This window comes from Variovorax sp. Soil_C_39, assembly GCF_057656815.1.
The window spans coordinates 140,255-163,876 of the sequence record NZ_JBDGJQ010000001.1 but is presented as its reverse complement, the minus strand read 5'-3'; the positions used below and the strand labels follow the sequence as shown (position 1 = coordinate 163,876).

The window sequence follows — 23,622 nt, the reverse complement described above, 5'->3', positions numbered from 1 at the left end:
GTGAAGATGTCGGCGTCGCTGCACGCCGCGTGCTTACCATGCGGGGATGCTCCAGGCCATTCCCGCCGACCCCGCACGCATCGGCTGCGCAGGCTGGAGCCTGCCGCGCGCGATGTGGCCGCACTTTCCTGCCGAGGGGTCGCACCTTGCGCGCTATGCCCAGCGCTTCGACACCGTCGAGATCGACAGTTCCTTCTACCGCCCGCACCGCGCCGAGACCTACGCGCGCTGGGCCGCCGCCACGCCCGAGGGATTTCGCTTTGCCGTCAAGCTGCCGCAGGCCATCACCCACGAGCGCCGGCTCGCCGGCGCGATGCCGGCTTTCGACGATTTCCTGGCGCAGGTCGAAGGCCTGGGTGCGAAGCTCGGCTGCCTCGTCGTGCAACTGCCGCCGAGCCTGGCATTCGAGCCTCGCACAGTGCAGCGTTTCCTGGCGGCGCTGCGCCGCAGGCATGCCGGCGCCGTGGCACTCGAGCCGCGCCACCGCAGCTGGTTCGCGCCGGCCGTCGACGCCCTGCTCGCGCGCTTTGGCGTAGCGCGTGTGCTGGCCGACCCGGTGCTGTTCGACGAGGCGGCAGCGCCCGGCGGCTGGCCCGCGCTGGTGTACCTGCGGCTGCACGGTTCGCCGCGCCGCTACTGGTCGGCCTACGACGATGCGCTGCTCGCACGCCTCGCCGAGCGATTGCAGCGTGCGCGCGAGGAGGGTGTGCAGTGCTGGTGCATCTTCGACAACACCGCTGGCGGCGAAGCGGTGGGCAACGCGATGACGCTGGCCCGCCGGCTTCGCGTCGCCGATGCGGCAGAATCCCGCGCGACATGACAGAACTTTCTTCTTCCTCCTCCTCCCCTGCGCGGCGCACCGCCGTGCTCGCCCTGCTGGCTGCGGCCGGCACGCTCCTGTCCGGCGCCGCGGTCGCGCAAACCGCGCCCGCACCGCCCAAGACGCTGAAGCTGATCGTCGCCTACCCGGCGGGCGGCGTCAGCGACGTGGTCGCACGTGCGCTCGGCGACCGTCTCGCGGCGCAGATGGGCGTCACCGTGGTGGTCGAGAACCGCGCCGGCGCGAGTGGCGCGATCGGCATGGACGCGGTTGCCAAGGCCGCGCCCGACGGCGCCACGCTGGGCTTCTCGGCCATCAGCCCGCTGGTGCTGAGCCCGCACCTGGGCAAGCTGCCCTTCGATCCGCTGAAGGACGTGGCGCCGGTCGCGAGCGTGATGTATTCGCCCGTGCTGCTGGTCGCCACGCCCGCGAGCAAGGCGCGCGATTTCCGCGCACTGGTCGCCGAGGCCAAGGCGCAGCCCGGCGCGGTGCGCTGGGCCACCTCCGGCCCGGCCTCGCTCGGCCACATCGTGCTCGAGCAGGTGCGCGCCGCGACGGGCGTGGACATCACGCACGTGCCGTACAAGGGCGGCGGCCAACAGCTCAACGACGCACTCGGCGGGCAGTTCGAGATTCTCTCGACCAATGCCAGCCCGACGCTCACCTCGCACATCCAGTCGGGCAAGCTGCGCCCGCTCGCAGTCGGCGCCCCGGCGCGGCTCGACAGCCTGCCGCAGGTGCCCACGCTCGGCGAACTCGGCTTCAACGCGGCCAACATCAGCTCGCAGTTCGGCGTCTTCGCGCCGGGTGCGATGCCGCCCGCCCTCGTGGCCCGCTACAACGCCGAGATCAACAAGGCGCTGGCAAGCCCCGAACTGCGCGCCAAGCTCACCGCCACCGACAACGTGCCGACCGTCGGCACCCCGGCCGCCTTCGCGAAGGAGATCGCGATCGAGTTCGAGAGCAACGCTCGGATCGTCAAGGCGGCAAACATCAAGGCCGATTGACCCTCCGGCTTGCAGGCTCGCCATTCCCTACCTTATAGTAGGTAGATGTCCACCAGAGCTACCGCCCTTGCCGCCGGCAGCACCCGCGAGCAGATCCTCGCGGTGGCACGGTCGCTGATCGAGACGCGCTCGTACCTGGGCTTCAGCTTTCAGGACGTGGCCGACACCATCGGCATTCGCAAGGCGAGCCTGTACCACCACTTTCCGACCAAGGAAGCGCTCGGCATCGCGGTGATCCGCCAGGCGACCCAGCAGTTCAAGGATTGGGACGCAGCGCGGGTGCGTGCGCCGAAGGAGGCGCTCGAATCCTATTTCCGCATGTACCGCAACACGCTCAAGGCGGGTTCGGGCATGTGCCCGGCGGGGGCACTCACGCCGGGCTGGGATTGCATCGAGTCCGAGCTGCGCCAGGCCGTGCAGGACCTGCGCAACACGCAGGTGCTGTGGCTGACAGGCGTGCTCGGCGCGCTGGCGCCGCAGCAGCGGCAGACGCCGGGCGCGCCGTCGGCCGCTTCGCTGGCGGCCTATGTGTTCTCTGTCTGCCAGGGTGCGCTGCTTGCTTCGCGCATGACGGGACGGGCTGAGGACTTCGACGAGGCCATCGCCCAGCTCAGGAGTTCATTGTCCGCCTGAGGCGGGCGAACAGCGGGCGCAGTGCGCCCATTTTTTGGCCCAGAGTGCCTACCGATTGGATGGTAGGTTTGTTGCAACGAAGGAGTCTCCGATGAAAGCCGTGATATCTGCCTATGCCCGCTCGCCATTCCATTTCGCCAAGAAGGGGGCGCTCGCCGAAGTGCGCCCCGACACGCTCGCCGCCGGCGTGGTCCGGGGCCTGCTGCAGCGCACCGACCTCGACCCCGCGCTGCTCGAGGACGTGATCCTGGGCTGCGCCTACCCCGAGGCGTCGCAGGGCAACAACCTCGCGCGCATCGTTGGCCTGCTGGCCGGGCTGCCGCATGAAGTGGGCGGCATGACGGTCAACCGCTTCTGCGGTTCGTCGATGCAGGCCGTGCACATCGCCGCGGCGCAGATCGAGGCCGGCATGGGCGAGGCGTTTCTCTGCGTGGGCGTGGAGTCGATGACGATGGTGCCGCAGGGCGGCTTCAACTTCTCGCCACACCCCGATCTGCAAGCCGGCACCGATGCCTACATCTCGATGGGCGAGACGGCCGAAAACGTCGCCGCGCGCTGGCAGGTGAGCCGCGCCGACCAGGAGGCGTTCGCTGTCGAATCGCACCGCAAGGCCGCCGCCGCGCGCGCCGAGGGTCGGCTCGCGGGCGAGATCGTGCCGGTGCGCCTGGCGTCGGGCGAGCAGGTCGAGGCCGACGGCTGCATCCGCCCGACGACCTCGGCCGAAGCGCTCGCGAGCCTGAAGCCCGCGTTCCGGCCCGACGGCGTGGTGACGGCCGGCACCTCGTCGCCGCTGACCGACGGCGCGGCGGCGGTGCTCGTGACCAGCGACGCCTTCGCCGCCAAGCACGGCCTGACGCCCCTCGCGCGCATCCGTTCGTTCGCGACCGTGGGCGTCGACCCGGCCGTCATGGGCATCGGCCCGATTCCCGCGACCCGCAAGGCACTCGCGCGCGCGGGCCTTGCTGCGGCCGACCTCGACGTGATCGAAATCAACGAGGCGTTCTCGTCGCAGGCGCTGGCCTGCATTCGCGAGCTCGGCCTCGATGCCGCGAAGATCAACCTCGATGGCGGCGGGCTCGCGATCGGCCATCCGCTCGGCGCGACCGGCGCGCGCATCACCGGCAAGGCGGCTTCGCTGCTTGCGCGCGAGCACGGCCGCTATGCGCTCGCCACGCAGTGCATCGGCGGCGGGCAGGGCATCGCGACCATTCTCGAGCGCGCCTGATCGCCCGAGAATGGCGACCATCACCACACGGAGGCCCCATGGCTGCAATTCCTGAAGCGGGCGCGGCGCGCAAGCTCTACCTTGATGACCTGTCGGTCGGCGACCGTTTCCGAAGCGGCGAGCATGCGCTGGATGCCGCGCAGATCAAGGCCTTTGCGTCGCAGTTCGATCCGCAGCCGTTCCATACCGACGAAGAGGCCGCGAAGGCCACCTTCTTCGGTGGCCTTGCGGCGAGCGGATGGCACACCGCGGCGCTGACGATGAAGCTGCTGGTGGAAAGCGGCGTTCCGCTCGCCGACGGCATCATCGGTTCAGGCGGCCAGCTTCAATGGCCGAAGCCGACGCGACCGGGCGACGTGCTGCATGTGGTGAGCGAGGTGGTCGAGATCGCGCCTTCGCGCAGCAAGCCCGGCCGCGCGATGGTGACGATGCACTGCCAGACGTGCAACCAGCACGGCGAGGTGCTGCAGGACTTCAGGCCGAAGCTCGTGGTGCACGCTCGGCCGGCGTAGCGCTTCAGCCCTTGCCCGTGCCCGCAGCCAGCGCGCGCAGTTCCTCGTCGCTGAAGCCGGCGCGGCTGCGCGCCTCGAGGTTGAACGGCGGCTTGTGCCGCGGGGCATCGTAGTGCGCCACGAGCTCGGGATAGCTCGTTTCGGGGTCGCGGCCCGCGCGCTCGCAGAGCCAGCGGTACCAGCGGTTGCCGATCGCGACATGGCCGATCTCGTCGCGCAGGATGATGTCGAGGATCTCGACCGCGCGCAACGCATCGGGCGTGTTCACGCGCCGCAGCTTGGCCTGGATCAGCGGGGTGGCGTCGAGGCCGCGGGCCTCGAGCGTGCGCGGCACCAGCGCCATGCGCGCGAGCACGTCGTCCTTCGTTTTCTCGCACATGTTCCAGAGCCCGTCGTGGCCCGGGAAGTCGCCGTAGCGCCAGCCCATGTCCTGCAGGTGCGCATGCAGCAGCGTGAAGTGCTGCGCTTCCTCATCGGCCACGCGCAGCCAGTCGCGGTAGTAGGACTCGGGCATGCCGTCGTAGCGCCACACCGCATCGAGCGCGAGGTTGATCGCGTTGAACTCGATGTGACAGATCGAATGGACCAGCGCGGCGCGGCCTTCGGGCGTGAAGGGCGAGCGCTTCTGCACCTCGGTCGCGCTGACGCGCAGCGGGCGCTCGGGGCGGCCCGGCACGCCGGTGTCGTCGCCTGCCGTGCGAATGGGTATCGGTGCTATGGATTCGGTAGCTGCGAGCGCAACGGTCGCGCGCGTTGCCGCCACCTTCTGTTCGGGATCGGTGAGGCGCAGCGCGGCCAGGGCGCTCAATCGGGGGTGCATCCCTACAATTCTAGTTTTGGCCCCGGAGACCCCACGATGGCGATTTATGAACTCGACGGCATTGCACCCAAGCTCGGCAGCGGCGCATGGGTCGCCGACAGTGCCGAGGTGATCGGCAACGTGCAGCTGGGCGAGAACGCGAGCATCTGGTTCGGCGCGGTGCTGCGCGGCGACAACGAAACCATGACCATCGGGCGCAACAGCAACGTGCAGGACATGTCGATGCTGCATTCGGACCCGGGCTCGCCGCTCACCATCGGCGAGAACGTCACCATTGGCCACCAGGTCATGCTGCACGGCTGCACCATCGGCGACAACTCGCTGATCGGCATCCAGGCGGTGGTCTTGAATAACGCGAAGATCGGCCGCAACTCGATCGTCGGTGCCGGCAGCGTCGTGACCGAGGGCAAGGAGTTTCCCGACAATTCCCTGATCTTCGGTTCGCCCGCGAAAGTGATGCGCACGATCAGCGACGAGGACGCTGCCCGCCTGCGCCATGGCGCCGACCATTACGTACAGAACGCCGTTCGCTATGCGAAGGGCCTCAAGAAAATCGCCTGACCTGCGCAGGCCCCACAGAAAGAATCCGTTTTGAGCGAGCTGCACAAATTCCTGTTCGATGGCCTGCCGGTGCGCGGCATGATCGTGCGCCTGACGGATGCGTGGCAGGAGATCCTGGCGCGGCGCGCCTCCAACACCGCCACCGGCGCCTACCCGCCGCCCGTGGCCGAGCTGCTCGGCGAAATGACGGCCGCGGCCACGTTGATGCAGGCCAACATCAAGTTCAACGGCGCGCTGATCCTGCAGATCTTCGGCGATGGCCCGGTCAAGGTCGCGGTCGCCGAGGCGATGCCCGACCTGAGCCTGCGCGCCACCGCCAAGGTGATCGGCGACCTGCCGGCCGATGCACGCCTGCCCGAGATGGTCAACGTGGGAAACAAGGGCCGCTGCGCGATCACGCTCGACCCCAAGGACAAGCTGCCCGGCACCACCCCGTACCAAGGCGTGGTGCCGCTGTTCGACGACGAGGGCGAGAAGCTCGGCAGGCTCAGCGACGTGCTGCAGCACTACATGCTGCAAAGCGAGCAGCTCGACACCACGCTGGTGCTCGCGGCCGACGACAAGGTGGCCGCGGGCCTGCTGATCCAGCGCCTGCCGGTGAAGGGCGGGTCCAACCTCGAAGGCACCTCGGGCCGCGACCACGACCAGGCCAACGAAGACCAGATCGGCCGCAACGAGGACTACAACCGCATCGCGATCCTCGCTTCGAGCCTCACGCGCGACGAGCTGCTCACGCTCGATATCGAGACCATCCTGCGGCGCCTGTTCTGGGAAGAGAAGCTGCTGCGCTTCGAGCCGCAGGCCGGCCCGGCGGGCCCGCACTTCGCCTGCACCTGCGGGCGCGAGCGCGTGGCCCAGATGATCCGCGGGCTCGGCGCCAAGGAAGCCGAGGAAATCCTCGCCGAGCGCGGCGACATCGAGGTGGGCTGCGATTTCTGCGGCAAGCAGTACCGCTTCGATGCGGTCGATGCCGCGCAGCTCTTCAAGCCGCCCGGCGACCAGATCCCGGGCAGCTCGGTGGTTCAGTAGCGCCTTTCTTTCTCACGCGGGCTGGCGCAGAACCTTCACCATCGCGGCGAGCCGCTCGTTGGCGAAGCCCGCGTCGAGCGCACGTTCGAACAGCCGCATCAGGAAGTCGGGAAAGCTCGTGTCGAGCTTCGCTTCGCGCGCCTGCTTCACGAACAGGCGGCCCGAGCCGGCGCAGGTGGCCATCGAACTTTCGGGCTCGCCGTAGCGGTTGGCGTGGATGTCCTCGCCCTCGGAGCGGATCATCTCGCCGAGCACCGGCGAAATGGCGCCGATCATGCGCGCGAACTCGTCCACGCGCAGGCCCTCTGATTCGCAGATGCGCGCACCATGGAAGAACCCGCTCATGGCGCCGAACATGCACGAGAGCGTCGCCAGGTCCCACGCGGCCGCATTGCCGATGGGCTCGCCCATGTAGAGGATGTTGCCGGCGATGGTTTCGAGCACCGGCCGCGCCGCCTCGAGCGCGCGGGCTTCGCCCGAGACGAACAGCGGCGTGTCGGCCCGGCCGATCTGGCTCGGCGTGGCGAGCAGGGCGCCGTCGAGGTAGGCGCAGCCGTCGGCCGCGGCCCAGGCATCGCGCGCGTCCTGCGGCGTGCCGGTGCTCAATTGCACCAGCAGTTTGCCGCGCAGCGCCTCGGCCATGCCGGGCGCGGCGAGGATCGCGCGGCTGGCGGCGTAGTCGGCCACGCAGACCAGCACCACCGGGCTTGCCTCGACCGCCGCGCGCGCATCGGGCGCGAGCTGCGTGCCCTGGTTCAAGAGCGGCTGCGCGCGTGCCGCGGTGCGGTTCCACAGCGTGAGGGTGAACTTCGATTGCAGCGCGCGCGCGAGCGCCACGCCCATGGGGCCGAGGCCGATGAGGGAAACGTCTGTCATGTGCATCTTCTTTCTGCGCGTGGACGGGCTCAACCGGCGGCGAGCGTGAGGTTCTGGCCGAGCCCGCCGTCGACGGTGAGCCGCGCGCCCGTGGTGAAGGTGGCCTCGAAGGCGAGGAACAGCACGGCACGCGCCACCTCCTTGGCGCTGCCGTGCCGACGCATCGGCGTGATCTGGTCGCCCAGGTTCATGAATTCCGCCCGCTCCGCGGCGGTGGCGTCGGTCACGCCGAGGGTCGGCGTGTCGATGAAGCCGGGGCTCACCACGTTCACGCGGATGCCCCGCGTCACGAGCTCGGCCGCGAAGCCGGAGGCGAGCGAACGCAGCGCGGCCTTGGTGGCGCTGTAGACGCTCAGGCCGTGCATGCCGCCTTCGTCGGCGATCGACGAGGTGAAGACGATCGCGCTGCCCGCGGGCATCAGCGGCGCCAGGCGCTGCACCGTGAAGAACGGCCCCTTGGTGTTGACCGCGAAAGCCGTGTCGTAGGCGGCTTCGCTCACCTGCTCGAAGGGCTCCAACGCCGAGATGCCCGCGTTGATGTGCAGCAGGTCGATGCGGCCGAGCTTTTCGCGTGCCAGCGCCGCGAGGGCGTCGATGTCGGCCAGCGAGGCTGCATCCGATGCCACCACGTGGGCGCGCGGGCCGAGGGTGCGCCGCGCGGCCTCGAGGTTGTGCGGATTGCGGCCGGTGACGAGCACGTCGGCCCCGCCGTCGAGCAGCGCCTGCGCGGTGGCAAGGCCCATGCCGATGGTGCCGCCGGTGATGAGCGCCTTCTTGCCGGCGTAAGGCGCGAGGGAGGAGGAATGGTTCGTGGAGTTCATGGCTGCGATGATCGGCATCGCGCCGCCGGCCGTCGCGCACGATCAGCCGTGCGCGAGCACAAACGGCCGATGACATGCGGGGTGGCCGCGGCCGATAATGTTTCGATGCGCGATACCGACCTGGAAACCGACTTCCGCGGCGCGGGCCTGGGGTCCGACGTGGTGCTGCCGGACGACGGCTTCGCCGCGCCGCCGCCCTCGGGCGGGCTGCGCGTGGACCTGCGGCAGACGCCCGGCGGCGAGGTCGCGTACGAGGCGCTGCCCGACCATCGCATCAAGTTGCATGCGGGTGCGCCGGTCGCGGGCGCCTGCCAGTACCACCGCTTCGTCTACACGCGCGGCGACCTCGACATCGTGCCGGCCGGCACCAGCGACATCTGGCACGAGGCATCGCCGAGCACCTCGGTCGTGGTGCGCATGGCGCCGGCGCTGCTCGAGCGCACGGCCGAAGAAATGGGGCTGCCGGCCGAACGTGCACGGCTCGGCGAGCGCCACCAGTTCCGCGACCCGCAGATCGAGCACATCGCCTGGGCGCTCGACGCCGAGCGCCGCGCGGGATTTCCGAACGGCCGGCTCTACACCGACAGTCTCGGCACCGCGCTGGCGGTGCAACTGGTCGCGACCGGTCCGGTGCGCTCCGCAAAGTCGGCCGCGCAGGGCCTGACCCGGCTGCAGCTGCAGCGCGTGACGGCCTACATCGAGGACCACCTCGACGGCGACCTGTCACTGGCTGCGCTGGCCGGGGTGGCGGGCCTGAGCGCCTCGCACCTGAAGACGCAGTTCAAGCGCTCCACCGGGCTGCCGGTGCACGAATACGTGGTGCATCGCCGCGTCGATCGCGCGCGCAGCCTGCTGCTGACGAGCGAACTGCCCGTGAGCCTCGTCGCGCTGGAGAGCGGCTTCTCGCACCAGAGCCACATGGCGCGCTGCATGCGCCGCGTGCTCGGCGCCACGCCGGGCGAGGTGCGGCGCGCGCGCTAGCTAAAGGCCGCGCGCCGGCGCTCAGCGCGCGGCGGCGTCGTCGAAGCCGCCGAACAGGATGTCGGGCGCGCTCGTGTTGTGCTTCGAGGGCAGGCTGCGTCCGAAGCGGAACTGCGTGGCGTCCAGCGTCTTCACGTCGGGCAGCGGCAGCGCCTGCTCGGCGGCTTCGGGCGATGCCTGCCAGCGCACTTCGCTCATGTCGGCGTTGTCGGGCGCGACGTACATCGAGCGCAGCACCGCGAACGGGCGCCCCTTCGCGGTCGGCGACGAAAGCCGCACGTCGAGCGCGGTGCGCGTGCGGCTGATCTCGGTGGCCTTGACCACGGCGCTGCCGCCGCGCGTGAAGCGCAGGTGGATCGACAGCGGCTGCGCGACGATGCGGATCGAGGCGATGTCCACCACCGGCCGGCCGGCCTGCTCGACTGGGCCCAGCAGGAACGAAGAGCCGTACACGCCGTCGCCGAAGCGGGCCTCGGGCAGTGGCTTGATGCGCCAGTAGCCGTCGGCCGGGTAGAGCACCATCGCCTCGAGCGCCTTGCCGTCTTCCTTGCGAAACACCTGCAGCAGGTGAAAGCCGCGGTCCTTGCGCGCACCCACGCGCACCGGCACCTGTTGCGGCCGCCAGAAGCTAGCGAGCGTCATGCCGACGATGCGCCACTGTGCGTCCTCGTGCAGCACCACGGTGCGGGGCTCGAACTTGTGCGCGGGATCGGTGGGATGGGCGCCACCATCGAAATTGCAGTTCGAGAAGTCGGGCGCGGTCGTGTCGGTGCGGATGCTGTCGAGATAGGCCGGCTGCAGCGCCTCGATGCGCAGCCGGCGGATGCCTTCGCCGCGCAGCACCAGCGAGACGTTGTCCTCTTCCGCGCAGGCGGTGGGGGTGGTACCGTTTTCCACGGTGGCTGCCACGGGGGCGGCCGTTGCGGCACTCGTGGCCAGCCATGCGGCAAGCAGCAGGACGCGAGAAACGTGGGGGGACATCAGATCTCCGGACTGTGGGGGGTGGTGGATGGCGGGTCGCCGCGGCGTTCGAGCAGTTCGCTGAAGAGGCGGTGCTCGCACGCCGGGTCCGAGCATTTGTCGCAGGCCCACGACCAGCGGGCGGGTGTCGGTTCGGCCTGGCCGCGCAGGCCGGCGGGCGCTTCGTGCCCGGCGCTGGCAAGGATGGCATTCCAGGCACTGGCGAGCCTTTCGCCTCCGCTGCCGTGGACCACCGCGAACGACAGCCCGGCGCCCGACAACGCGGCGCGCAGCAGCCGGTCGGTCGGCTCGCGCGCATGGTCGCCGTCGCGCAGCGCGTCGGCCACCCAGGGAATGTCGAGCGCGGTGAGCAGCGTGATCGCGCAGCGGCGCTGGGCGGCGAGGGCGTCCGGGTAGAGCGAGGTGTCGCCGAACAGCTGTTCGCTGTAGACGGCGGTCATGAGCGCCGTCGTGTCCGCCACCACGACGCCAGACGCTGCCGCGGCCTCGATGCGGCGGGTCTGCTCGTCGGCGATGGCCCGTTGCTCGTCGGGGCGCGGCGTGCGGCCTTCGCGCTCGCACCACTCGCGCAGGTATTCGCCCACGAAGGTGGCGGCCGTGCCGCGGGCCTGCAGCCGCTCGGCGAGCGCTTGTGCGAGTTCGGTCTTGCCGGTGCTTTCGGCGCCCACGAGCGCAATCACGCAGCCGACGGGCAGCACGGGCGTCATGCGCGTGCGGCCCCGCCGTGCAAGCGCATCCGCCAGGCCAGGAAGCCGGCCACGCTGAGCACCGCGAACACGGCGTAGAGCCCGACCGTGAGCCACAGGCCCTTGTGGATGAAGAGGCCCACGCTCACCACATTGACCGCGAGCCAGACCAGCCAGTTTTCAATGAACTTGCGCCCGAGCAGGAACTGGCCCACGAGGCTGAGCCCGGTCGCGAAGCCGTCCCACCAGGGCACGTCGGAATCGGTGAAGCGGCGCAGGAACAGTGCCACCGCGGGCCATGCAATGGCGCAGGCGGCGAGTGCCAGCGCGATGCCGCGCGGCGAAAGCCGGCTCACGCGCAGCGTGCTGCCGTCGGCGCGGTGGCCGCGCAGCCACTGGAACCAGCCCCAGAACGCGACGACCGCGAAGAACACCTGGAGCGAGGCGTCGCCGTAGATGCGTGCCTCGGCGAACACCGCCACATAGAGCAGCGAGCTGACGATCGCGAGCGGCCAGCCCCAGTGGATCTCGCGCATGTTGCAGCCGACCATCGCGAGCGCGAGCACGGTGGCCACGAGTTCGAGCCAGCTGACCGGGGCGCCCCAGATCGCGAAGGCGGGGGCCGAGAAGAACTCCGGCATCGGCAGCGGCCGCGCGTTACCTGGTCACCTGAACGAACACTTCGTTCGGCTTCACCATGCCGAGCTCCTGCCGCGCGCGCTCCTCGACCATCTCGAGGCCGACCTTGAGGTCGTTGACCTCGGAGGCGAGCCGCTCGTTGGTCACGGCGGCCTTGGCGTTCGCATCCTTTTGCGCCGTCAGCTTGTCTTGCAGCTGCGTGACCTCGGGAACGCTTCCGCGCCCGCTCCACAGCTGCCACTGCAGGATGACCAGCAGCAGCAGCAGCACGATGGGTGGAGCGAGTCGCGAGCGCATTGCCGCCGGCTACGGGCGCTACTTGAGGTTGTAGAAGGCGCCGCGGCCCGGGTAGCTTGCGATGTCGCCGAGGTCTTCTTCGATGCGCAGCAGCTGGTTGTACTTGGCAATGCGGTCCGAGCGCGAGAGCGAACCGGTCTTGATCTGGCCCGCGTTGGTGCCCACGGCGATGTCGGCGATGGTGCTGTCCTCGGTTTCGCCCGAGCGGTGCGAGATCACGGCCGTGTAGCCGGCGCGCTTGGCCATCTCGATGGCGGCGAAGGTCTCGGTCAGCGTGCCGATCTGGTTGATCTTGATCAGGATCGAGTTGGCGATGCCCTTCTCGATGCCTTCCTGCAGGATCTTGGTGTTGGTGACGAACAGGTCGTCGCCCACCAGCTGCACGCGCTTGCCGAGGCGATCGGTCAGCAGCTTCCAGCCGTCCCAGTCGCCTTCATGCATGCCGTCCTCGATGCTGATGATCGGGTACTTGTCGACCCAGGTCGCGAGCATGTCGGCCCAGTTGCCGGCCGACAGCGTGAGGTTCTCGCCCGACAGCACGTAGTTGCCGTCCTTGTAGAACTCGCTGGCGGCGCAGTCGAGTCCGAGCGCGATCTGCTCGCCCGCCACGAACCCGGCCTTGTCGATGGCCTCGAGGATCAGCTGGATCGCCGCTTCATGGCTCTCGACGCTGGGGGCGAAACCGCCTTCGTCGCCGACGGCCGTGCTGATGCCGCGGTCGCCCAGGATCTTCTTGAGCGCATGGAACACCTCGGCGCCGTAGCGCACGGCCTCGCGGAAGCTCGGCGCGCCCACGGGGATGATCATGAACTCCTGCAGGTCGAGGCTGTTGTTGGCATGCGCGCCGCCGTTGATGACGTTCATCATCGGCACCGGCAGCTGCATGCCGCCCATGCCGCCGAAATAGCGGTACAGCGGCAGGCCCGACTCTTCGGCCGCGGCACGTGCCACGGCCATCGACACCGCGAGGGTGGCATTGGCGCCCAGGCGGGCCTTGTTGTCGGTGCCGTCGAGGTCGATCATCGTGCGGTCGAGGAAGGCCTGCTCGCTGGCATCGAGGCCGAGCACGGATTCCGAGATCTCGGTGTTGATGTTCTCCACGGCCTTGAGCACGCCCTTGCCGAGATAGCGGTTCTTGTCGCCGTCGCGCAGCTCGATGGCTTCGCGCGAACCGGTCGATGCGCCCGAGGGCACGGCCGCGCGGCCCATGGTGCCCGATTCGAGCAGCACGTCGCATTCAACGGTGGGATTGCCGCGGCTGTCGAGGATTTCTCGGCCGACGATGTCAACGATTGCACTCATGCGTTTTTCTCTTTCCTTGGAGTCTCGAATTCTTCAGGTATAGCTCACAAGCCTTCGACGGCGACCATGCGCATCACGGCCGCGCCGGCACGCGCCTCGCGCGCCTTGAGGTACTCGGGCGTTTCATAAAAGGCCTTGGCCTTCTCGAAGCTCGGGAATTTCAGGATCACGATGCGCGAGGGCGTCCAGTCGCCCTCGAGCACCTCGACCTGGCCGCCGCGCACGCACACTTCGGCGCCGTGCGCCTGCATCGCGGCGCCCGACCATTTCTTGTATTCCTCGTACTGCGTCGGGTTCGTGACCTCGACGTGGGCGATGACGTAACCACTGCTCATGATTGAAAGGTGTCCTCTAGAAAAGCGTTCTTCTTCGTGACCTGGTCGAGCGCCAGCAGCGTTTCGAGCAGGGCCTTCATGTGCTTGAGCGGCACCGCGTTGGGGCCGTCGCTCAGTGCCTTGGCGGGATCGGGGTGCGTCTCCATGAAGAGCCCGGCCACGCCCACGGCCACGGCCGCACGCGACAGCACGGGCACCATCTCGCGTTGGCCGCCCGAGGTCGTGCCCTGGCCGCCCGGCAACTGCACCGAGTGGGTCGCATCGAACACCACGGGCGCGCCGGTCTCGCGCATGATCGCGAGCGAGCGCATGTCGGAGACGAGGTTGTTGTAGCCGAAGCTCGCACCGCGTTCGCAAGCCATGAAGCTGTCTTCGTCGAGGCCGGCTTCCTTGGCTGCCGCGCGCGCCTTGTCGATCACGTTCTTCATGTCGTGCGGCGCGAGGAACTGGCCCTTCTTGATGTTCACGGGCTTGCCCGACTGCGCCACCGCGCGGATGAAGTCGGTCTGGCGGCACAGGAAGGCGGGCGTCTGCAGCACGTCGACCACCTTGGCGGCCTCGGTGATGTCGTCTTCGGTGTGCACGTCGGTCAGCACCGGCAGGCCGAGCTCGCGCTTGACCTTGGCGAGGATCTCCAGGCCCTTGTCGCGGCCCGGGCCGCGAAAGCTCGTGCCCGAGGAACGGTTGGCCTTGTCGAAGCTGCTCTTGAAGATGAACGGAATGCCGAGCGAGGCGGTGATCTCCTTCAGCGTGCCGGCGGTGTCCATCTGCAGCTGCTCGGATTCGACCACGCAGGGTCCCGCGATCAGGAAGAAGGGCTGGTCGAGCCCGATGTCGAATCCGCAAAGTTTCATGCGACGACCTTCAGGTTCGTTGCGCCGCCCGCGCTCTGCGCCTTGTGCTCGAGCGCTGCCTTGATGAAGGCGTTGAAGAGCGGATGGCCGCTCCACGGCGTGGACTTGAACTCGGGGTGGAACTGCACGCCCATGTACCAGGGGTGCACGTCCTGCGGCAGCTCGACGATCTCGGTCAGGTGCTCGCGCTGCGTGAGCGCGGAGATCACCAGGCCCGCGGCGCGCAGCTGGTCGAGGTAGTTGACGTTGGCTTCGTAGCGGTGGCGGTGGCGCTCGGTCACCACGTCGCCGTAGATGCTGTGCGCGAGCGTGCCGGCCGTGACGTCGGAGCTCTGCGCGCCCAGGCGCATCGTGCCGCCGAGGTCGGACTTCTCGTCGCGCGTCTTCACCGTGCCGTCGGCGTCCTTCCACTCGGTGATCAGCGCGATCACGGGGCAGGGCGTCTCGGGGTCGAACTCGGTGCTGTTGGCGTTCTTGAGGCCCGCCACGTGGCGCGCGTATTCGATCGTGGCCACCTGCATGCCCAGGCAGATGCCGAGGTAGGGCACCTTGCTTTCGCGCGCGAAGCGGGCGGCGGCGATCTTGCCTTCGACGCCGCGCTGGCCGAAGCCGCCCGGCACGAGGATCGCGTCGTACTTGGCGAGGCGCGAGACGTCTTGCGCCGAGATGGTCTCGGAATCGATGTAGTCGATCTTCACGCGGGCATGGTTCTTCATGCCGGCATGGCGCAGCGCCTCGTTGAGGGACTTGTAGCTGTCGGACAGGTCGACGTACTTGCCGACCATGGCGATGGTCACTTCCTGCTGCGGATGCTCGACCTCGTAGACCAGGTCGTCCCAGCGCTGCAGCTTGGCCGGCGGGGTGTTGATGCGCAGCTTGTCGCAGATCAGGCCGTCGAGGCCCTGCTCGTGCAGCATGCGCGGCACCTTGTAGATGGTGTCGACGTCCCACATCGAGATCACGCCCCATTCGGGCACGTTCGAGAACAGCGAGATCTTGGCGCGCTCGTCGTCGGGGATCGGGCGGTCGGCGCGACACAGCAGCGCATCGGCCTGGATGCCGATGGCGCGCAGCTCCTTGGCGGTGTGCTGCGTGGGCTTGGTCTTGAGCTCGCCGGCAGCGGCGATCCAGGGCACATAGCTCAGGTGCACGAAGGCCGAGTTGTTCGGGCCCATGCGCAGGCTCATCTGGCGCACGGCCTCGAGGAAGGGAAGCGACTCGATGTCGCCCACGGTGCCGCCGATCTCGACGATGGCCACGTCGACCTCGTGCGCGGTGCCGAGGCCGGCGCCGCGCTTGACGTACTCCTGGATCTCGTTGGTGATGTGCGGGATCACCTGCACCGTCTTGCCGAGGTAGTCGCCGCGGCGTTCCTTCTCGAGCACGGTCTTGTAGATCTGGCCGGTGGTGAAGTTGTTGGCCTTGCGCATCCTCGTGGTGATGAAGCGCTCGTAGTGGCCGAGGTCGAGGTCGGTTTCGGCGCCGTCGTCGGTGACGAACACCTCGCCATGCTGGAACGGCGACATCGTGCCGGGGTCGACATTGATGTACGGATCGAGCTTGATGAGGGTGACCTTGAGGCCGCGCGATTCAAGGATCGCGGCGAGGGAGGCGGATGCGATTCCCTTGCCAAGGGAAGATACGACACCACCGGTGACGAAGACAAATTTGGTCATGCCAGTTCCGGACGCTGTAAATCCGGGCAGTGGGAAATTGCGATTGTATATGCCGGCCCCGTGCTGCCGCGAACCGCAAGCGGCATCTCCTTCGCGGCGGGCCGGGTCATTACACTCCAGCGCTATGCAAGATCTCGCCGGCAAGCACATCGTTCTCGGTCTCACGGGCGGCATCGCCTGCTACAAGTCGGCCGAGCTGTGCCGGCTGTTCGTCAAGGCGGGTGCGACCGTGCAGGTCGTGATGACCGAAGCGGCGGAACAGTTCATCACGCCGGTCACGATGCAGGCGCTCTCGGGGCGCAGCGTCTACACCTCGCAGTGGGACGCGCGCGAGCCCAACAACATGCCCCACATCAACCTGAGCCGCGAGGCCGATGCGATCGTGCTGGCGCCCTGCAGCGCCGATTTCATCGCGCGGCTGGTGCAGGGCAGGGCCGACGACCTGCTGAGCCTGATGTGCCTCGCGCGTCCGGCCGACCGCGTGCCGCTCTTGATCGCGCCGGCCATGAACCGCGAGATGTGGGCTCATCCCGCGACCCAGCGCAACCTGATGCAGGTGGCCGCCGACGGTGCCACGGTGCTCGGCGTCGGCAGCGGCTGGCAGGCCTGCGGCGAGACCGGCGACGGCCGCATGCTCGAAGCGGCGCAGCTGCTCGAGGACGTCACCGCCTTCTTCCAGCCCAAGGTGCTGGCCGGGCAGAAGCTGCTCGTGACCGCGGGGCCGACCTTCGAGGCGCTCGACCCGATCCGCGGCATCACCAACCATTCGTCGGGCAAGATGGGCTTCGCGATTGCGCGCGCGGCGCGCGAGGCCGGCGCGGAGGTCACGCTGGTGGCCGGCCCGGTCCACCTGCCGACGCCGCGCGGCGTGAGCCGCATCGACGTGCTCTCGGCCCAGCAGATGCTCGAAGCGACAATGGCGGCGGCCCAGGCTGCTAGCATTTTCGTAGCAACGGCGGCGGTCGCCGACTGGCGCCCGGCCACCCACAGCGAGCAGAAGATCAAGAAGGACGGCAGCGGCAACACGCCGGTGCTGAACTTCGTCGAGAACGCCGACATCCTGCTCACCGTGGCGAGCAGCGAACGCGCAAAGAGCCGGCAGCTGTTCTGCGTCGGCTTCGCGGCCGAGAGCGAGAACCTCGTCGAACATGCCAAGGCCAAGCGCGCACGCAAGGGCATTCCGCTCCTGGTCGGCAACATCGGCCCGCTGACTTTCGGCCAGGACGACAATGCGCTGCTGCTGGTGGATGCCAACGGCGTGCGCGAGCTGCCACGCGCACCCAAGCTCAGGCTCGCGCGCGAGCTGATGGTCGAAATTGCCGCACGACTTCCTGAATGGAGAGCCTGATGAACACCACGAACAACACCGACTGGAACACGCCGCCCAACGGCGACTTCGCACGCTACGTGGAGCAGCTGTCGGCCCAGGCCGCGCGCCGCGTGGTGGCGCAGGGCAACCCCGAGATGGACGCCGGCATGACGGCAGCGAGTCCGGGCGCGGTGCTCACGCCCGCGCAGCAGCAGCAGCGTCGGCGCACACCGGCCGGGAACGGCGCCGCAGCCGCGAAGACCGCCCTCGGGTCCACGGGTTTCAAGATGCTCGCGGGCATCGGCGCGGTCGTCTTCCTGGTGCTCTGGGCGGCCGGCGTGCCTTTCGGTGCGCTGGCTGTTGCGCTGGCCGTCGTGTTCTGGCTCGGCAGGGGCCTCGTCAAGGGCCTGGCCTCGCCCGGTGTCGCCAAGTGGCAGCAGGTGCTCGAAGAAGCCAACCGCAATCAAAGAGAACAGCCAACCAAGTAAGGCAGCAACGAAGTGAAAGTCGACGTCCGCATCCTCGATCCCCGCATGGTGGATCAATTGCCCACCTACGCCACGCCCGGCAGCGCGGGGCTCGACCTGCGGGCCTGCCTCGATGCACCGCTCACGCTGGCGCCCAATGCCTGGCAGCTGGTGGGCACCGGCATCGCGATCCACCTGGCCGACCCGGGTTTTGCGGCAATGATCCTTCCGCGCTCGGGCCTCGGCCACAAGCACGGCATCGTGCTCGGCAACCTCGTCGGCCTGATCGACAGCGACTACCAGGGCGAGCTCAAGGTCAGCGCATGGAACCGCAGCAGCACGCCCTTCGTGCTCGAGCCGATGGAGCGGCTTGCGCAGCTCGTGATCGTGCCGGTGGTGCAGGCGCAGTTTCAGGTCGTCACCGAATTTTCAGCTTCGCAACGCGGCGAAGGCGGCTACGGGTCGACCGGCAAGCACTGACGAACGCATGGCGGCGGCTTCATGTCGTAGCCGTAAAGACCGGAACCCGAAGCGCGCGGCATGCTCCTACATCGTGCTGTGTGTCGGGCGTCATCTCGCTGGCGGCCAGAACGTTAGACACAGGCTTGGTGCAACGGATGCACCCACCATTTCGAGGAGCCTCCCATGAAAATCTCAACGCGCTTCGTTTCCATTGCCGCCTCGGTGGTGGCCCTGGCCACGCTCACCGCCTGCGTCGCGCCGGCGCCGGTCTATCACACCACGCGCTATCCCTACCAGGCGCCGCCGCAGGCGGTGCCCTACCAGGAAGCGGCCTACGTCGACTACGGCCACGTGGCCAACATCGAGGTGCTGCGCAGCGAAACCGGGGGCACCGGCCCCACGGGCGGCGGCGCCGTCGCGGGTGGCGTGCTGGGCGGCGTCGTGGGCAACCAGTTCGGCCACGGCAGCGGCCGTGCGGCCGCCACGGCGCTCGGCATCGTGGGTGGCGCGCTGCTGGGCAACACCATCGAGTCCCAGAACAACGGCCCGCGCGCCTACGAGAGCTACCGCATCTCGGTGCAGACCGACCGCGGTGGGTATCGTGCCTTCGACGTGCCGCACCCGGGCGACCTGCGCGTCGGCGACCGCGTGCGCATCGACAACGGGCACATCTCGCGCATGTAGGCGCATCCGTCCGCCAGCAGAAAAGCCGGGCGCTGCCCGGCTTTCGCTTGTGTGCCTTCGACGGACGAGGCCCGTCAGTGCAGCAGGTCGTTGCCGGGCGCCGTCGGCGGCACCTTGAAGAAGGCGGTGCCCGCAGTGCCGCTGCCGATCTCTTCCTCGGTCGCTTCGCGCACCGAGCGCACCGTGATGTCGAGCCGCACCGCGATGCCGGCGAGCGGATGGTTGCCGTCGAGCACGAGGTGTTCGGGGTAGATCTCGGCCACGGTGTAGATCACGTCCTTGGGCATCGCCTCGCTCACGCCCTTGGGCAGCGCGGCGCCGTCGAAGGTCATGCCTTCTTCAGTCCCCTCGGGGAACAGCGCGCGCGGCTCCAGGAAGAGCAACTGGTCGTTGAAGTCGCCGAAGCCCTGCTCGGGCTCGAGCTGCAATTGCACGCGTGCGCCGGGCTCGTGGCCCTGCAGCGCCGCTTCGATCACATCGAAGAGGTCGTCGCCGCCGACGAGGAACTCCACCGGCTCGTCAAGCACGTCGAGCACCTCGCCGAGGGTGTCTTTCATGGTCCAGGTCAGGCCGACCACGCATTGTTCAGAGATTTCCATTGCAGAATTCTCCCATGGAGATCACACAACCGCTGCCGCTGCTCGGCGGCCTGAGCGCCGCGCAGTTCATGCGGCGACATTGGCAGAAAAAGCCGCTGCTGGTGCGCCAGGCCGTGCCCGCCATGGTGCCACCGATAGCGCGCAGTGCGCTCTTTGCCCTTGCCGGGCGCGAGGAGGTGGAGTCCCGGCTCATCCGCCATGGCAGGGCCGGCTGGACCCTGCGGCACGGCCCCTTCGGGCGCCGCGCCCTGCCGCCGCTTTCGCAGCCCGCATGGTCGCTGCTGGTGCAGGGCGTCGACCTGCACGATGACGGGGTGCATGCACTGCTTCAGCAGTTCCGCTTTTTGCCCGATGCGCGGCTCGACGACCTGATGATCAGCTATGCGAGCGACCAGGGTGGGGTCGGCCCGCATTTCGACAGCTATGACGTGTTCCTGCTCCAGGCGCAGGGCCGGCGCCGCTGGTCGATCGGCAGGCAGGACGACCTGCGCCTGCAGCCCGGCGTGCCGCTCAAGATCCTCGAGCATTTCGAACCCGAAGAGAGCTTCGTGCTCGAGCCGGGCGACATGCTCTACCTGCCGCCGCGCTATGCGCACGACGGCGTGGCCCTGGGCGACGACTGCATGACCTGCTCGATCGGCTTGCGCTCGCCGGCGGCCGGCGAGTTCGGTGCCGACCTGCTGGCCCGAATGGCGCAGGCTTATTCGGAAGCGCTGGAGGATGCGGGCCCGGCCGAACTGGCGCGCTACCGCGATCCCTCACAGCCCGCGGTCGATGCACCTGCCGCGATGCCGGCGGCAATGCAGGCCTTCGCGCGCAAGGCCATCGACGCGGCGCTGCGCGATCCCGATGCCATCGACCGCGCGCTCGGCGAGTCGCTCACCGAGCCCAAGGCCAATGTCTGGTTCGACGACGGCGGCGAGGTGCCCGACGTGCTGCGGCATGTGGCGCTCGACCGCCGCACCCGCATGCTCTACGACGCGCGGCACCTCTACATCAACGGCGAGAGCTTCCGCGCGGGCGGCGCCGACGCCACGCTGATGCGCCGGCTGGCCGATCGGCGCGCACTCGGTCCGCGCGAACTGGCGCGGGCGAGCGAAGGCGCACTGGCGCTGTTGTCCGAATGGTGCGAGGCGGGGTGGGTCCATGCCGGCTGAAGAAGCGCAGGCCGTGGCTTTGCCTCCGAATCTGCCCGAAGGCCGCTTCGACGGCCGCGAAGCCTTCGACGGCATCGTGCGTGCTGCGCTCGCGAACGCGGCCCGCGAGGGCTGGAACGAACTGGTCTTCAGCGACCCGGATTTTGCCGACTGGCCGCTCGGCGAGCGTGCCTCCGTCGAAGCGCTCACGGCCTGGTCGGCTCCGGGCCGGCGCTTCGTGCTGCTCGCTGAGCGTTTCGACGTGATCGAGCGCGTGCATGCGCGCTTCTTGCCGTGGCGCCGCATGTGGGATCACATCGTCGAATGCCGCAGCTTGCGCGGCGCAGCCGGCGTGCAAATGGTGCCGAGCGCCATCTGGACGCCCGCATGGTTCATGCACCGCATCGACCCCGAGCGCAGCCGCGGCGTCTGCGGCTTCGATCCGCGCGCCCGGCGCGCGCTGCGCGAAACATTCGATGAATCGTGGCGGGCCGGGCGACCGGCATTTCCGGCAACGACATTGGGCTTGTAAGCCAATGCCGCGAATGCGACCGCAAGACACAAAGGGATGACGATGGGGGTCTAGAATTTTTTCGTCCAGACATCCCAATACAAAGGAGTTTCTCTATGAAGAAGTCGTCTTCCGTCTTGCTCGCCTCGCTGATCGCCGTTGCCGCCCTCACGGCCTGCGGAAAGAAAGAGGACGCCGCGCCGGCGGTCGTGACGCCGCCGCCCGCACCGGTGACCGAACCCGCCCCGGCCATGCCGCCCGCATCGAGCCCGTCGACCATGAGCGATCCGGCGGCCGCCACGCCGTCTACGGGCGCATCGTCCGCACTCGACGCGGCCAATGCCGCGACCGACGCTGCCAAGAAGGAAGAAGCGCCCAAGCAGTAATCCGGAGCCTACTGCCGGCGCGTCCTGCGCCTGGCACGACCGCAAAAAAAGCCGCCCTCATCATCGGGCGGCTTTTTTGCGTGGGCTCGTCGAAGCCCGCCGGCCTGTTCAGACCTCGAGCCACGGCGAGCCGTCGAGCGCGTTCGCTGTAAGCATTTCGGCCTCGTGTCCGCCCAGGGCCTCGGCCATGAGCCGGCGCACGATCTCGGGACGGTTGTTCTGCTCGCTCAGGTGCGCTGCAACCACGTGGCGCAGGCCGTCGTGATGCACTGCGCGCGCGATCTCCGCGGCGGCCGCGTTCGACAGATGGCCGTGCCGGCCGCCCACACGCAGCTTCAAAAACGGCGGGTACGAGGAATTCGCCAGCAGGTCGCTGTCGTGGTTGAACTCCAGCAGCAGCGCATGCACGCCGCTGAGCCTCGACAGCACATGGCTCGTGGCATGACCCAGGTCGGTGAGCACACCGAGCGTGCGCGCGCCGTCGGAGCAGCGAAGCTGCAGCGGCTCGCGCGCATCGTGCGGCACGGTGAAGGGCTGTACCGACAGGTCGCCGACCTCGAAGGCCGCATCGTCGCGCGCCAGATGGAGCCGGCCCTCGAAATCGCGCCCGCCCGTAGCGAGCCAAGTGCCTTCGCTCATCCAGACCGGAATGCGCTCGCGGCGCGAGAGTGCATGGGCGCAGCCGATGTGGTCGCCGTGCTCGTGCGTGATGAAGATCGCGTCGATGTCGGCCGCTGCGAGGCCCGCCTTCGCGAGCCGCAGGTCGAGCTGGCGAATGCCGAAGCCGCAGTCGATCAGGAGCCGCGAAGTGCGGCCGCCGCTGGTCGCCTCGACCAGCGCGGCATTGCCCGTGCTGCCGCTGCCGAGGCTTCGGAAGCGGAGCATGCGGCTTACTTCAGGTCGTCGGCAATGACCTTGACGATGCGTTCTGCATTGGCCGAGGCCTCCGGCGCGCCGGCTTCGTTCTGCACGGCGACGGTCGTCATCTCGCCCTGGCCCTTGACCACGATGCGGAACTTGACGGGTGCCTCGTCCTTCTTCGAGCCGCTGAACAGCTTGCCGAAGAAGCCCGATTCCTTCTTGTCGGCGTTCGGGGTCACGTAGCGAACGTAGTAGATGCCGGCGCTGCGGTCGCGGTCTTCGACGGTGAAGCCGGTGCGGTCGAGCGCGAGGCCGACGCGGCGCCAGGCGCGGTCGAAGCCTTCGCTGATCTGGACGACCGGCTGTCCGCCGACGTTGGCGATGGTGGCGGTCTTGGTCGGCGCGGTGGTGGCGGCGAGGATCTTCGACTGCTCCTGCGAGACGCCGAGCTTGACCATCAGGCGGCGCAGGAACTCGGTCTCGAGTTCGGGGTCGCTCGGGCGCGGCTGCCAGACGGTCTGGTCCTGGCGGCTGTTGGTGTAGATCTCTTGCATGCCGCGGTGGCTGATGAAGATCTCGGTGCCGTTGGGCGTGCGCTCCATGCGGGTGCGGAAGCGGTCGAGTTCACCGGTCGAGTAGACCGAGTCGACCAGCTTGCCGAGTGTGCCTCGGATGATGTCCTGCGGCAGCTTGGCGCGGTTCTCGGCCCAGTCGGTTTCCATGATGCCGAGGTTGCGCTGCTCGGTGGTCAGCAGGAAGCCGCTTTCCTGCCAGAAGTCCTTGACGGGATCCCAGAGCTGGTCGGGCGAGCGGTTGATGACGATCCAGCGCTGCGTGCCCGCGCGTTCCATGCGGACGTCGCCGATGTTGGCGACCGCCGTGGGGATGCCCGGCGCATTCGCCGCGCCGGCCTGGTAGGCATTGGCCGTGACCGGGCCGCCCGGCACCGCATAGCGGTTTTCGCGCGACAGTTGCGACAGGTCGGGCGGGACTTCGAGCGTGGGGGCCTTGCCGGCGCTCTTGTAGTCGATCTTGTCGCCCTCGAGGACGGAGCAGGCGGCGAGGCTGACAACGAGGGTGGCCAGCAGTGCAGCTCGCGGGATGTGCGCAATGTTCTTCAACGTCGTCTTCCTTGTTGGAATGGGTTCGGTC

29 protein-coding genes are annotated in these 23,622 nt (G+C 68.6%); 15 read left to right on the top strand and 14 right to left on the bottom strand.

All coding sequences use genetic code 11. The features are described from left to right. Window positions 1–46 precede the first annotated feature (46 nt). The 5 genes from AC3A6J_RS00810 (at window position 47) to AC3A6J_RS00790 (ending at window position 4,197) form a co-directional block, all read left to right on the top strand. Window positions 47–820, top strand: coding sequence for a DUF72 domain-containing protein (locus AC3A6J_RS00810; RefSeq protein WP_487857996.1), 774 nt, complete (start codon window positions 47–49; stop codon window positions 818–820). Beyond that, the gene (locus tag AC3A6J_RS00805) at window positions 817–1,827 is read left to right on the top strand and encodes a Bug family tripartite tricarboxylate transporter substrate binding protein (protein WP_487857995.1); all 1,011 of its coding nucleotides are present in this window, start codon (window positions 817–819) and stop codon (window positions 1,825–1,827) included. The genes AC3A6J_RS00810 and AC3A6J_RS00805 overlap by 4 nt, the downstream gene beginning before the upstream one ends. Before the next feature lie 45 nt (window positions 1,828–1,872). Further along, on the top strand, window positions 1,873–2,460 hold the full coding sequence (locus AC3A6J_RS00800; RefSeq protein WP_487857994.1) for a TetR/AcrR family transcriptional regulator: 588 nt from the start codon (window positions 1,873–1,875) through the stop codon (window positions 2,458–2,460). A 91-nt stretch (window positions 2,461–2,551) separates the two neighbouring features. Further along, window positions 2,552–3,685, top strand: coding sequence for a thiolase family protein (locus AC3A6J_RS00795; RefSeq protein WP_487857993.1), 1,134 nt, complete (start codon window positions 2,552–2,554; stop codon window positions 3,683–3,685). 38 nt (window positions 3,686–3,723) lie between these two features. Further along, complete coding sequence (locus tag AC3A6J_RS00790; RefSeq protein WP_487857992.1) at window positions 3,724–4,197, top strand: MaoC family dehydratase; 474 nt, start codon at window positions 3,724–3,726, stop codon at window positions 4,195–4,197. Window positions 4,198–4,201: 4 nt separating this feature from the next. On the opposite strand, the gene AC3A6J_RS00785 is transcribed toward AC3A6J_RS00790, so the two are convergent. Further along, the gene (locus AC3A6J_RS00785) at window positions 4,202–5,017 is read right to left on the bottom strand and encodes a ferritin-like domain-containing protein (RefSeq protein WP_487857991.1); all 816 of its coding nucleotides are present in this window, start codon (window positions 5,015–5,017) and stop codon (window positions 4,202–4,204) included. Window positions 5,018–5,053: 36 nt separating this feature from the next. On the opposite strand from AC3A6J_RS00785, the gene AC3A6J_RS00780 reads away from it, so the two are divergent. Further along, window positions 5,054–5,578 (top strand): gamma carbonic anhydrase family protein, encoded by a 525-nt coding sequence (locus AC3A6J_RS00780; RefSeq protein ID WP_487857990.1) that lies wholly within the window; start codon window positions 5,054–5,056, stop codon window positions 5,576–5,578. A gap of 30 nt (window positions 5,579–5,608) precedes the next feature. Then, the gene (hslO, locus tag AC3A6J_RS00775; RefSeq protein WP_487857989.1) at window positions 5,609–6,607 is read left to right on the top strand and encodes an Hsp33 family molecular chaperone HslO; all 999 of its coding nucleotides are present in this window, start codon (window positions 5,609–5,611) and stop codon (window positions 6,605–6,607) included. A 12-nt stretch (window positions 6,608–6,619) separates the two neighbouring features. On the opposite strand, the gene AC3A6J_RS00770 is transcribed toward hslO, so the two are convergent. Together AC3A6J_RS00770 and AC3A6J_RS00765 are read right to left on the bottom strand one after the other, a co-directional pair. Next, window positions 6,620–7,483 (bottom strand): NAD(P)-dependent oxidoreductase, encoded by an 864-nt coding sequence (locus AC3A6J_RS00770; protein ID WP_487857988.1) that lies wholly within the window; start codon window positions 7,481–7,483, stop codon window positions 6,620–6,622. A 29-nt stretch (window positions 7,484–7,512) separates the two neighbouring features. After that, complete coding sequence (locus AC3A6J_RS00765) at window positions 7,513–8,304, bottom strand: SDR family oxidoreductase (RefSeq protein WP_487857987.1); 792 nt, start codon at window positions 8,302–8,304, stop codon at window positions 7,513–7,515. 105 nt (window positions 8,305–8,409) lie between these two features. Between AC3A6J_RS00765 and AC3A6J_RS00760 the strand changes: the two genes are divergently transcribed. Beyond that, on the top strand, window positions 8,410–9,285 hold the full coding sequence (locus AC3A6J_RS00760) for a helix-turn-helix domain-containing protein (RefSeq protein ID WP_487857986.1): 876 nt from the start codon (window positions 8,410–8,412) through the stop codon (window positions 9,283–9,285). Between the two features lie 21 nt (window positions 9,286–9,306). Here the strand turns inward: AC3A6J_RS00760 and AC3A6J_RS00755 are convergent, their stop codons facing one another. The 8 genes from AC3A6J_RS00755 to pyrG are packed head-to-tail and all read right to left on the bottom strand — an operon-like array spanning window position 9,307 to window position 16,055. Further along, the gene (locus tag AC3A6J_RS00755; protein ID WP_487857985.1) at window positions 9,307–10,266 is read right to left on the bottom strand and encodes a hypothetical protein; all 960 of its coding nucleotides are present in this window, start codon (window positions 10,264–10,266) and stop codon (window positions 9,307–9,309) included. Next, entirely contained in the window at window positions 10,266–10,973 is a 708-nt protein-coding gene (locus AC3A6J_RS00750; protein WP_487857984.1) for an AAA family ATPase, read from the bottom strand. The genes AC3A6J_RS00755 and AC3A6J_RS00750 overlap by 1 nt, the downstream gene beginning before the upstream one ends. After that, on the bottom strand, window positions 10,970–11,593 hold the full coding sequence (gene pnuC / locus AC3A6J_RS00745) for a nicotinamide riboside transporter PnuC (protein WP_487857983.1): 624 nt from the start codon (window positions 11,591–11,593) through the stop codon (window positions 10,970–10,972). Before pnuC ends, AC3A6J_RS00750 begins: the two co-directional genes overlap by 4 nt. A 16-nt stretch (window positions 11,594–11,609) precedes the next feature. Continuing rightward, window positions 11,610–11,888 (bottom strand): cell division protein FtsB, encoded by a 279-nt coding sequence (gene ftsB / locus AC3A6J_RS00740; RefSeq protein WP_487857982.1) that lies wholly within the window; start codon window positions 11,886–11,888, stop codon window positions 11,610–11,612. Window positions 11,889–11,906: 18 nt separating this feature from the next. Further along, window positions 11,907–13,190 (bottom strand): phosphopyruvate hydratase, encoded by a 1,284-nt coding sequence (eno, locus tag AC3A6J_RS00735; RefSeq protein ID WP_487857981.1) that lies wholly within the window; start codon window positions 13,188–13,190, stop codon window positions 11,907–11,909. 44 nt (window positions 13,191–13,234) lie between these two features. Then, window positions 13,235–13,525, bottom strand: a complete 291-nt coding sequence (locus AC3A6J_RS00730; RefSeq protein WP_487857980.1) for a DUF1330 domain-containing protein — start codon at window positions 13,523–13,525, stop codon at window positions 13,235–13,237. After that, window positions 13,522–14,379, bottom strand: a complete 858-nt coding sequence (gene kdsA, locus AC3A6J_RS00725; RefSeq protein WP_487857979.1) for a 3-deoxy-8-phosphooctulonate synthase — start codon at window positions 14,377–14,379, stop codon at window positions 13,522–13,524. The genes AC3A6J_RS00730 and kdsA overlap by 4 nt, the downstream gene beginning before the upstream one ends. Next, window positions 14,376–16,055: a CTP synthase gene (gene pyrG, locus AC3A6J_RS00720; protein WP_487857978.1), complete on the bottom strand. Its 1,680-nt coding sequence runs from the start codon at window positions 16,053–16,055 to the stop codon at window positions 14,376–14,378. The genes kdsA and pyrG overlap by 4 nt, the downstream gene beginning before the upstream one ends. A 124-nt stretch (window positions 16,056–16,179) precedes the next feature. Here pyrG and coaBC point away from each other — a divergent pair, with 124 nt between their 5' ends. The 4 genes from coaBC (at window position 16,180) to AC3A6J_RS00700 (ending at window position 18,977) form a co-directional block, all read left to right on the top strand. Further along, window positions 16,180–17,403: a bifunctional phosphopantothenoylcysteine decarboxylase/phosphopantothenate--cysteine ligase CoaBC gene (gene coaBC, locus AC3A6J_RS00715; RefSeq protein ID WP_487857977.1), complete on the top strand. Its 1,224-nt coding sequence runs from the start codon at window positions 16,180–16,182 to the stop codon at window positions 17,401–17,403. Then, complete coding sequence (locus tag AC3A6J_RS00710; protein WP_487857976.1) at window positions 17,403–17,852, top strand: hypothetical protein; 450 nt, start codon at window positions 17,403–17,405, stop codon at window positions 17,850–17,852. The genes coaBC and AC3A6J_RS00710 overlap by 1 nt, the downstream gene beginning before the upstream one ends. A 12-nt stretch (window positions 17,853–17,864) precedes the next feature. Then, window positions 17,865–18,311, top strand: coding sequence for a dUTP diphosphatase (gene dut / locus AC3A6J_RS00705; RefSeq protein WP_487857975.1), 447 nt, complete (start codon window positions 17,865–17,867; stop codon window positions 18,309–18,311). Window positions 18,312–18,476: 165 nt separating this feature from the next. Further along, window positions 18,477–18,977: an outer membrane lipoprotein gene (locus AC3A6J_RS00700; RefSeq protein WP_487857974.1), complete on the top strand. Its 501-nt coding sequence runs from the start codon at window positions 18,477–18,479 to the stop codon at window positions 18,975–18,977. Window positions 18,978–19,051: 74 nt separating this feature from the next. On the opposite strand, the gene AC3A6J_RS00695 is transcribed toward AC3A6J_RS00700, so the two are convergent. After that, entirely contained in the window at window positions 19,052–19,576 is a 525-nt protein-coding gene (locus AC3A6J_RS00695; RefSeq protein ID WP_487857973.1) for an FKBP-type peptidyl-prolyl cis-trans isomerase, read from the bottom strand. A gap of 14 nt (window positions 19,577–19,590) precedes the next feature. On the opposite strand from AC3A6J_RS00695, the gene AC3A6J_RS00690 reads away from it, so the two are divergent. The 3 genes from AC3A6J_RS00690 (at window position 19,591) to AC3A6J_RS00680 (ending at window position 21,609) form a co-directional block, all read left to right on the top strand. Then, entirely contained in the window at window positions 19,591–20,733 is a 1,143-nt protein-coding gene (locus tag AC3A6J_RS00690) for a JmjC domain-containing protein (protein ID WP_487857972.1), read from the top strand. Continuing rightward, entirely contained in the window at window positions 20,723–21,244 is a 522-nt protein-coding gene (locus AC3A6J_RS00685; RefSeq protein ID WP_487857971.1) for a hypothetical protein, read from the top strand. Before AC3A6J_RS00690 ends, AC3A6J_RS00685 begins: the two co-directional genes overlap by 11 nt. A gap of 95 nt (window positions 21,245–21,339) precedes the next feature. Beyond that, complete coding sequence (locus AC3A6J_RS00680; RefSeq protein WP_487857970.1) at window positions 21,340–21,609, top strand: hypothetical protein; 270 nt, start codon at window positions 21,340–21,342, stop codon at window positions 21,607–21,609. A gap of 108 nt (window positions 21,610–21,717) precedes the next feature. Here AC3A6J_RS00680 and AC3A6J_RS00675 read toward each other — a convergent pair whose 3' ends face one another. Together AC3A6J_RS00675 and bamC are read right to left on the bottom strand one after the other, a co-directional pair. Beyond that, window positions 21,718–22,494 (bottom strand): MBL fold metallo-hydrolase, encoded by a 777-nt coding sequence (locus AC3A6J_RS00675; protein WP_487857969.1) that lies wholly within the window; start codon window positions 22,492–22,494, stop codon window positions 21,718–21,720. Between the two features lie 5 nt (window positions 22,495–22,499). Continuing rightward, window positions 22,500–23,591 (bottom strand): NlpB/DapX family lipoprotein, encoded by a 1,092-nt coding sequence (gene bamC, locus AC3A6J_RS00670; protein WP_487857968.1) that lies wholly within the window; start codon window positions 23,589–23,591, stop codon window positions 22,500–22,502. Between the last annotated feature and the right edge of the window lie 31 nt (window positions 23,592–23,622).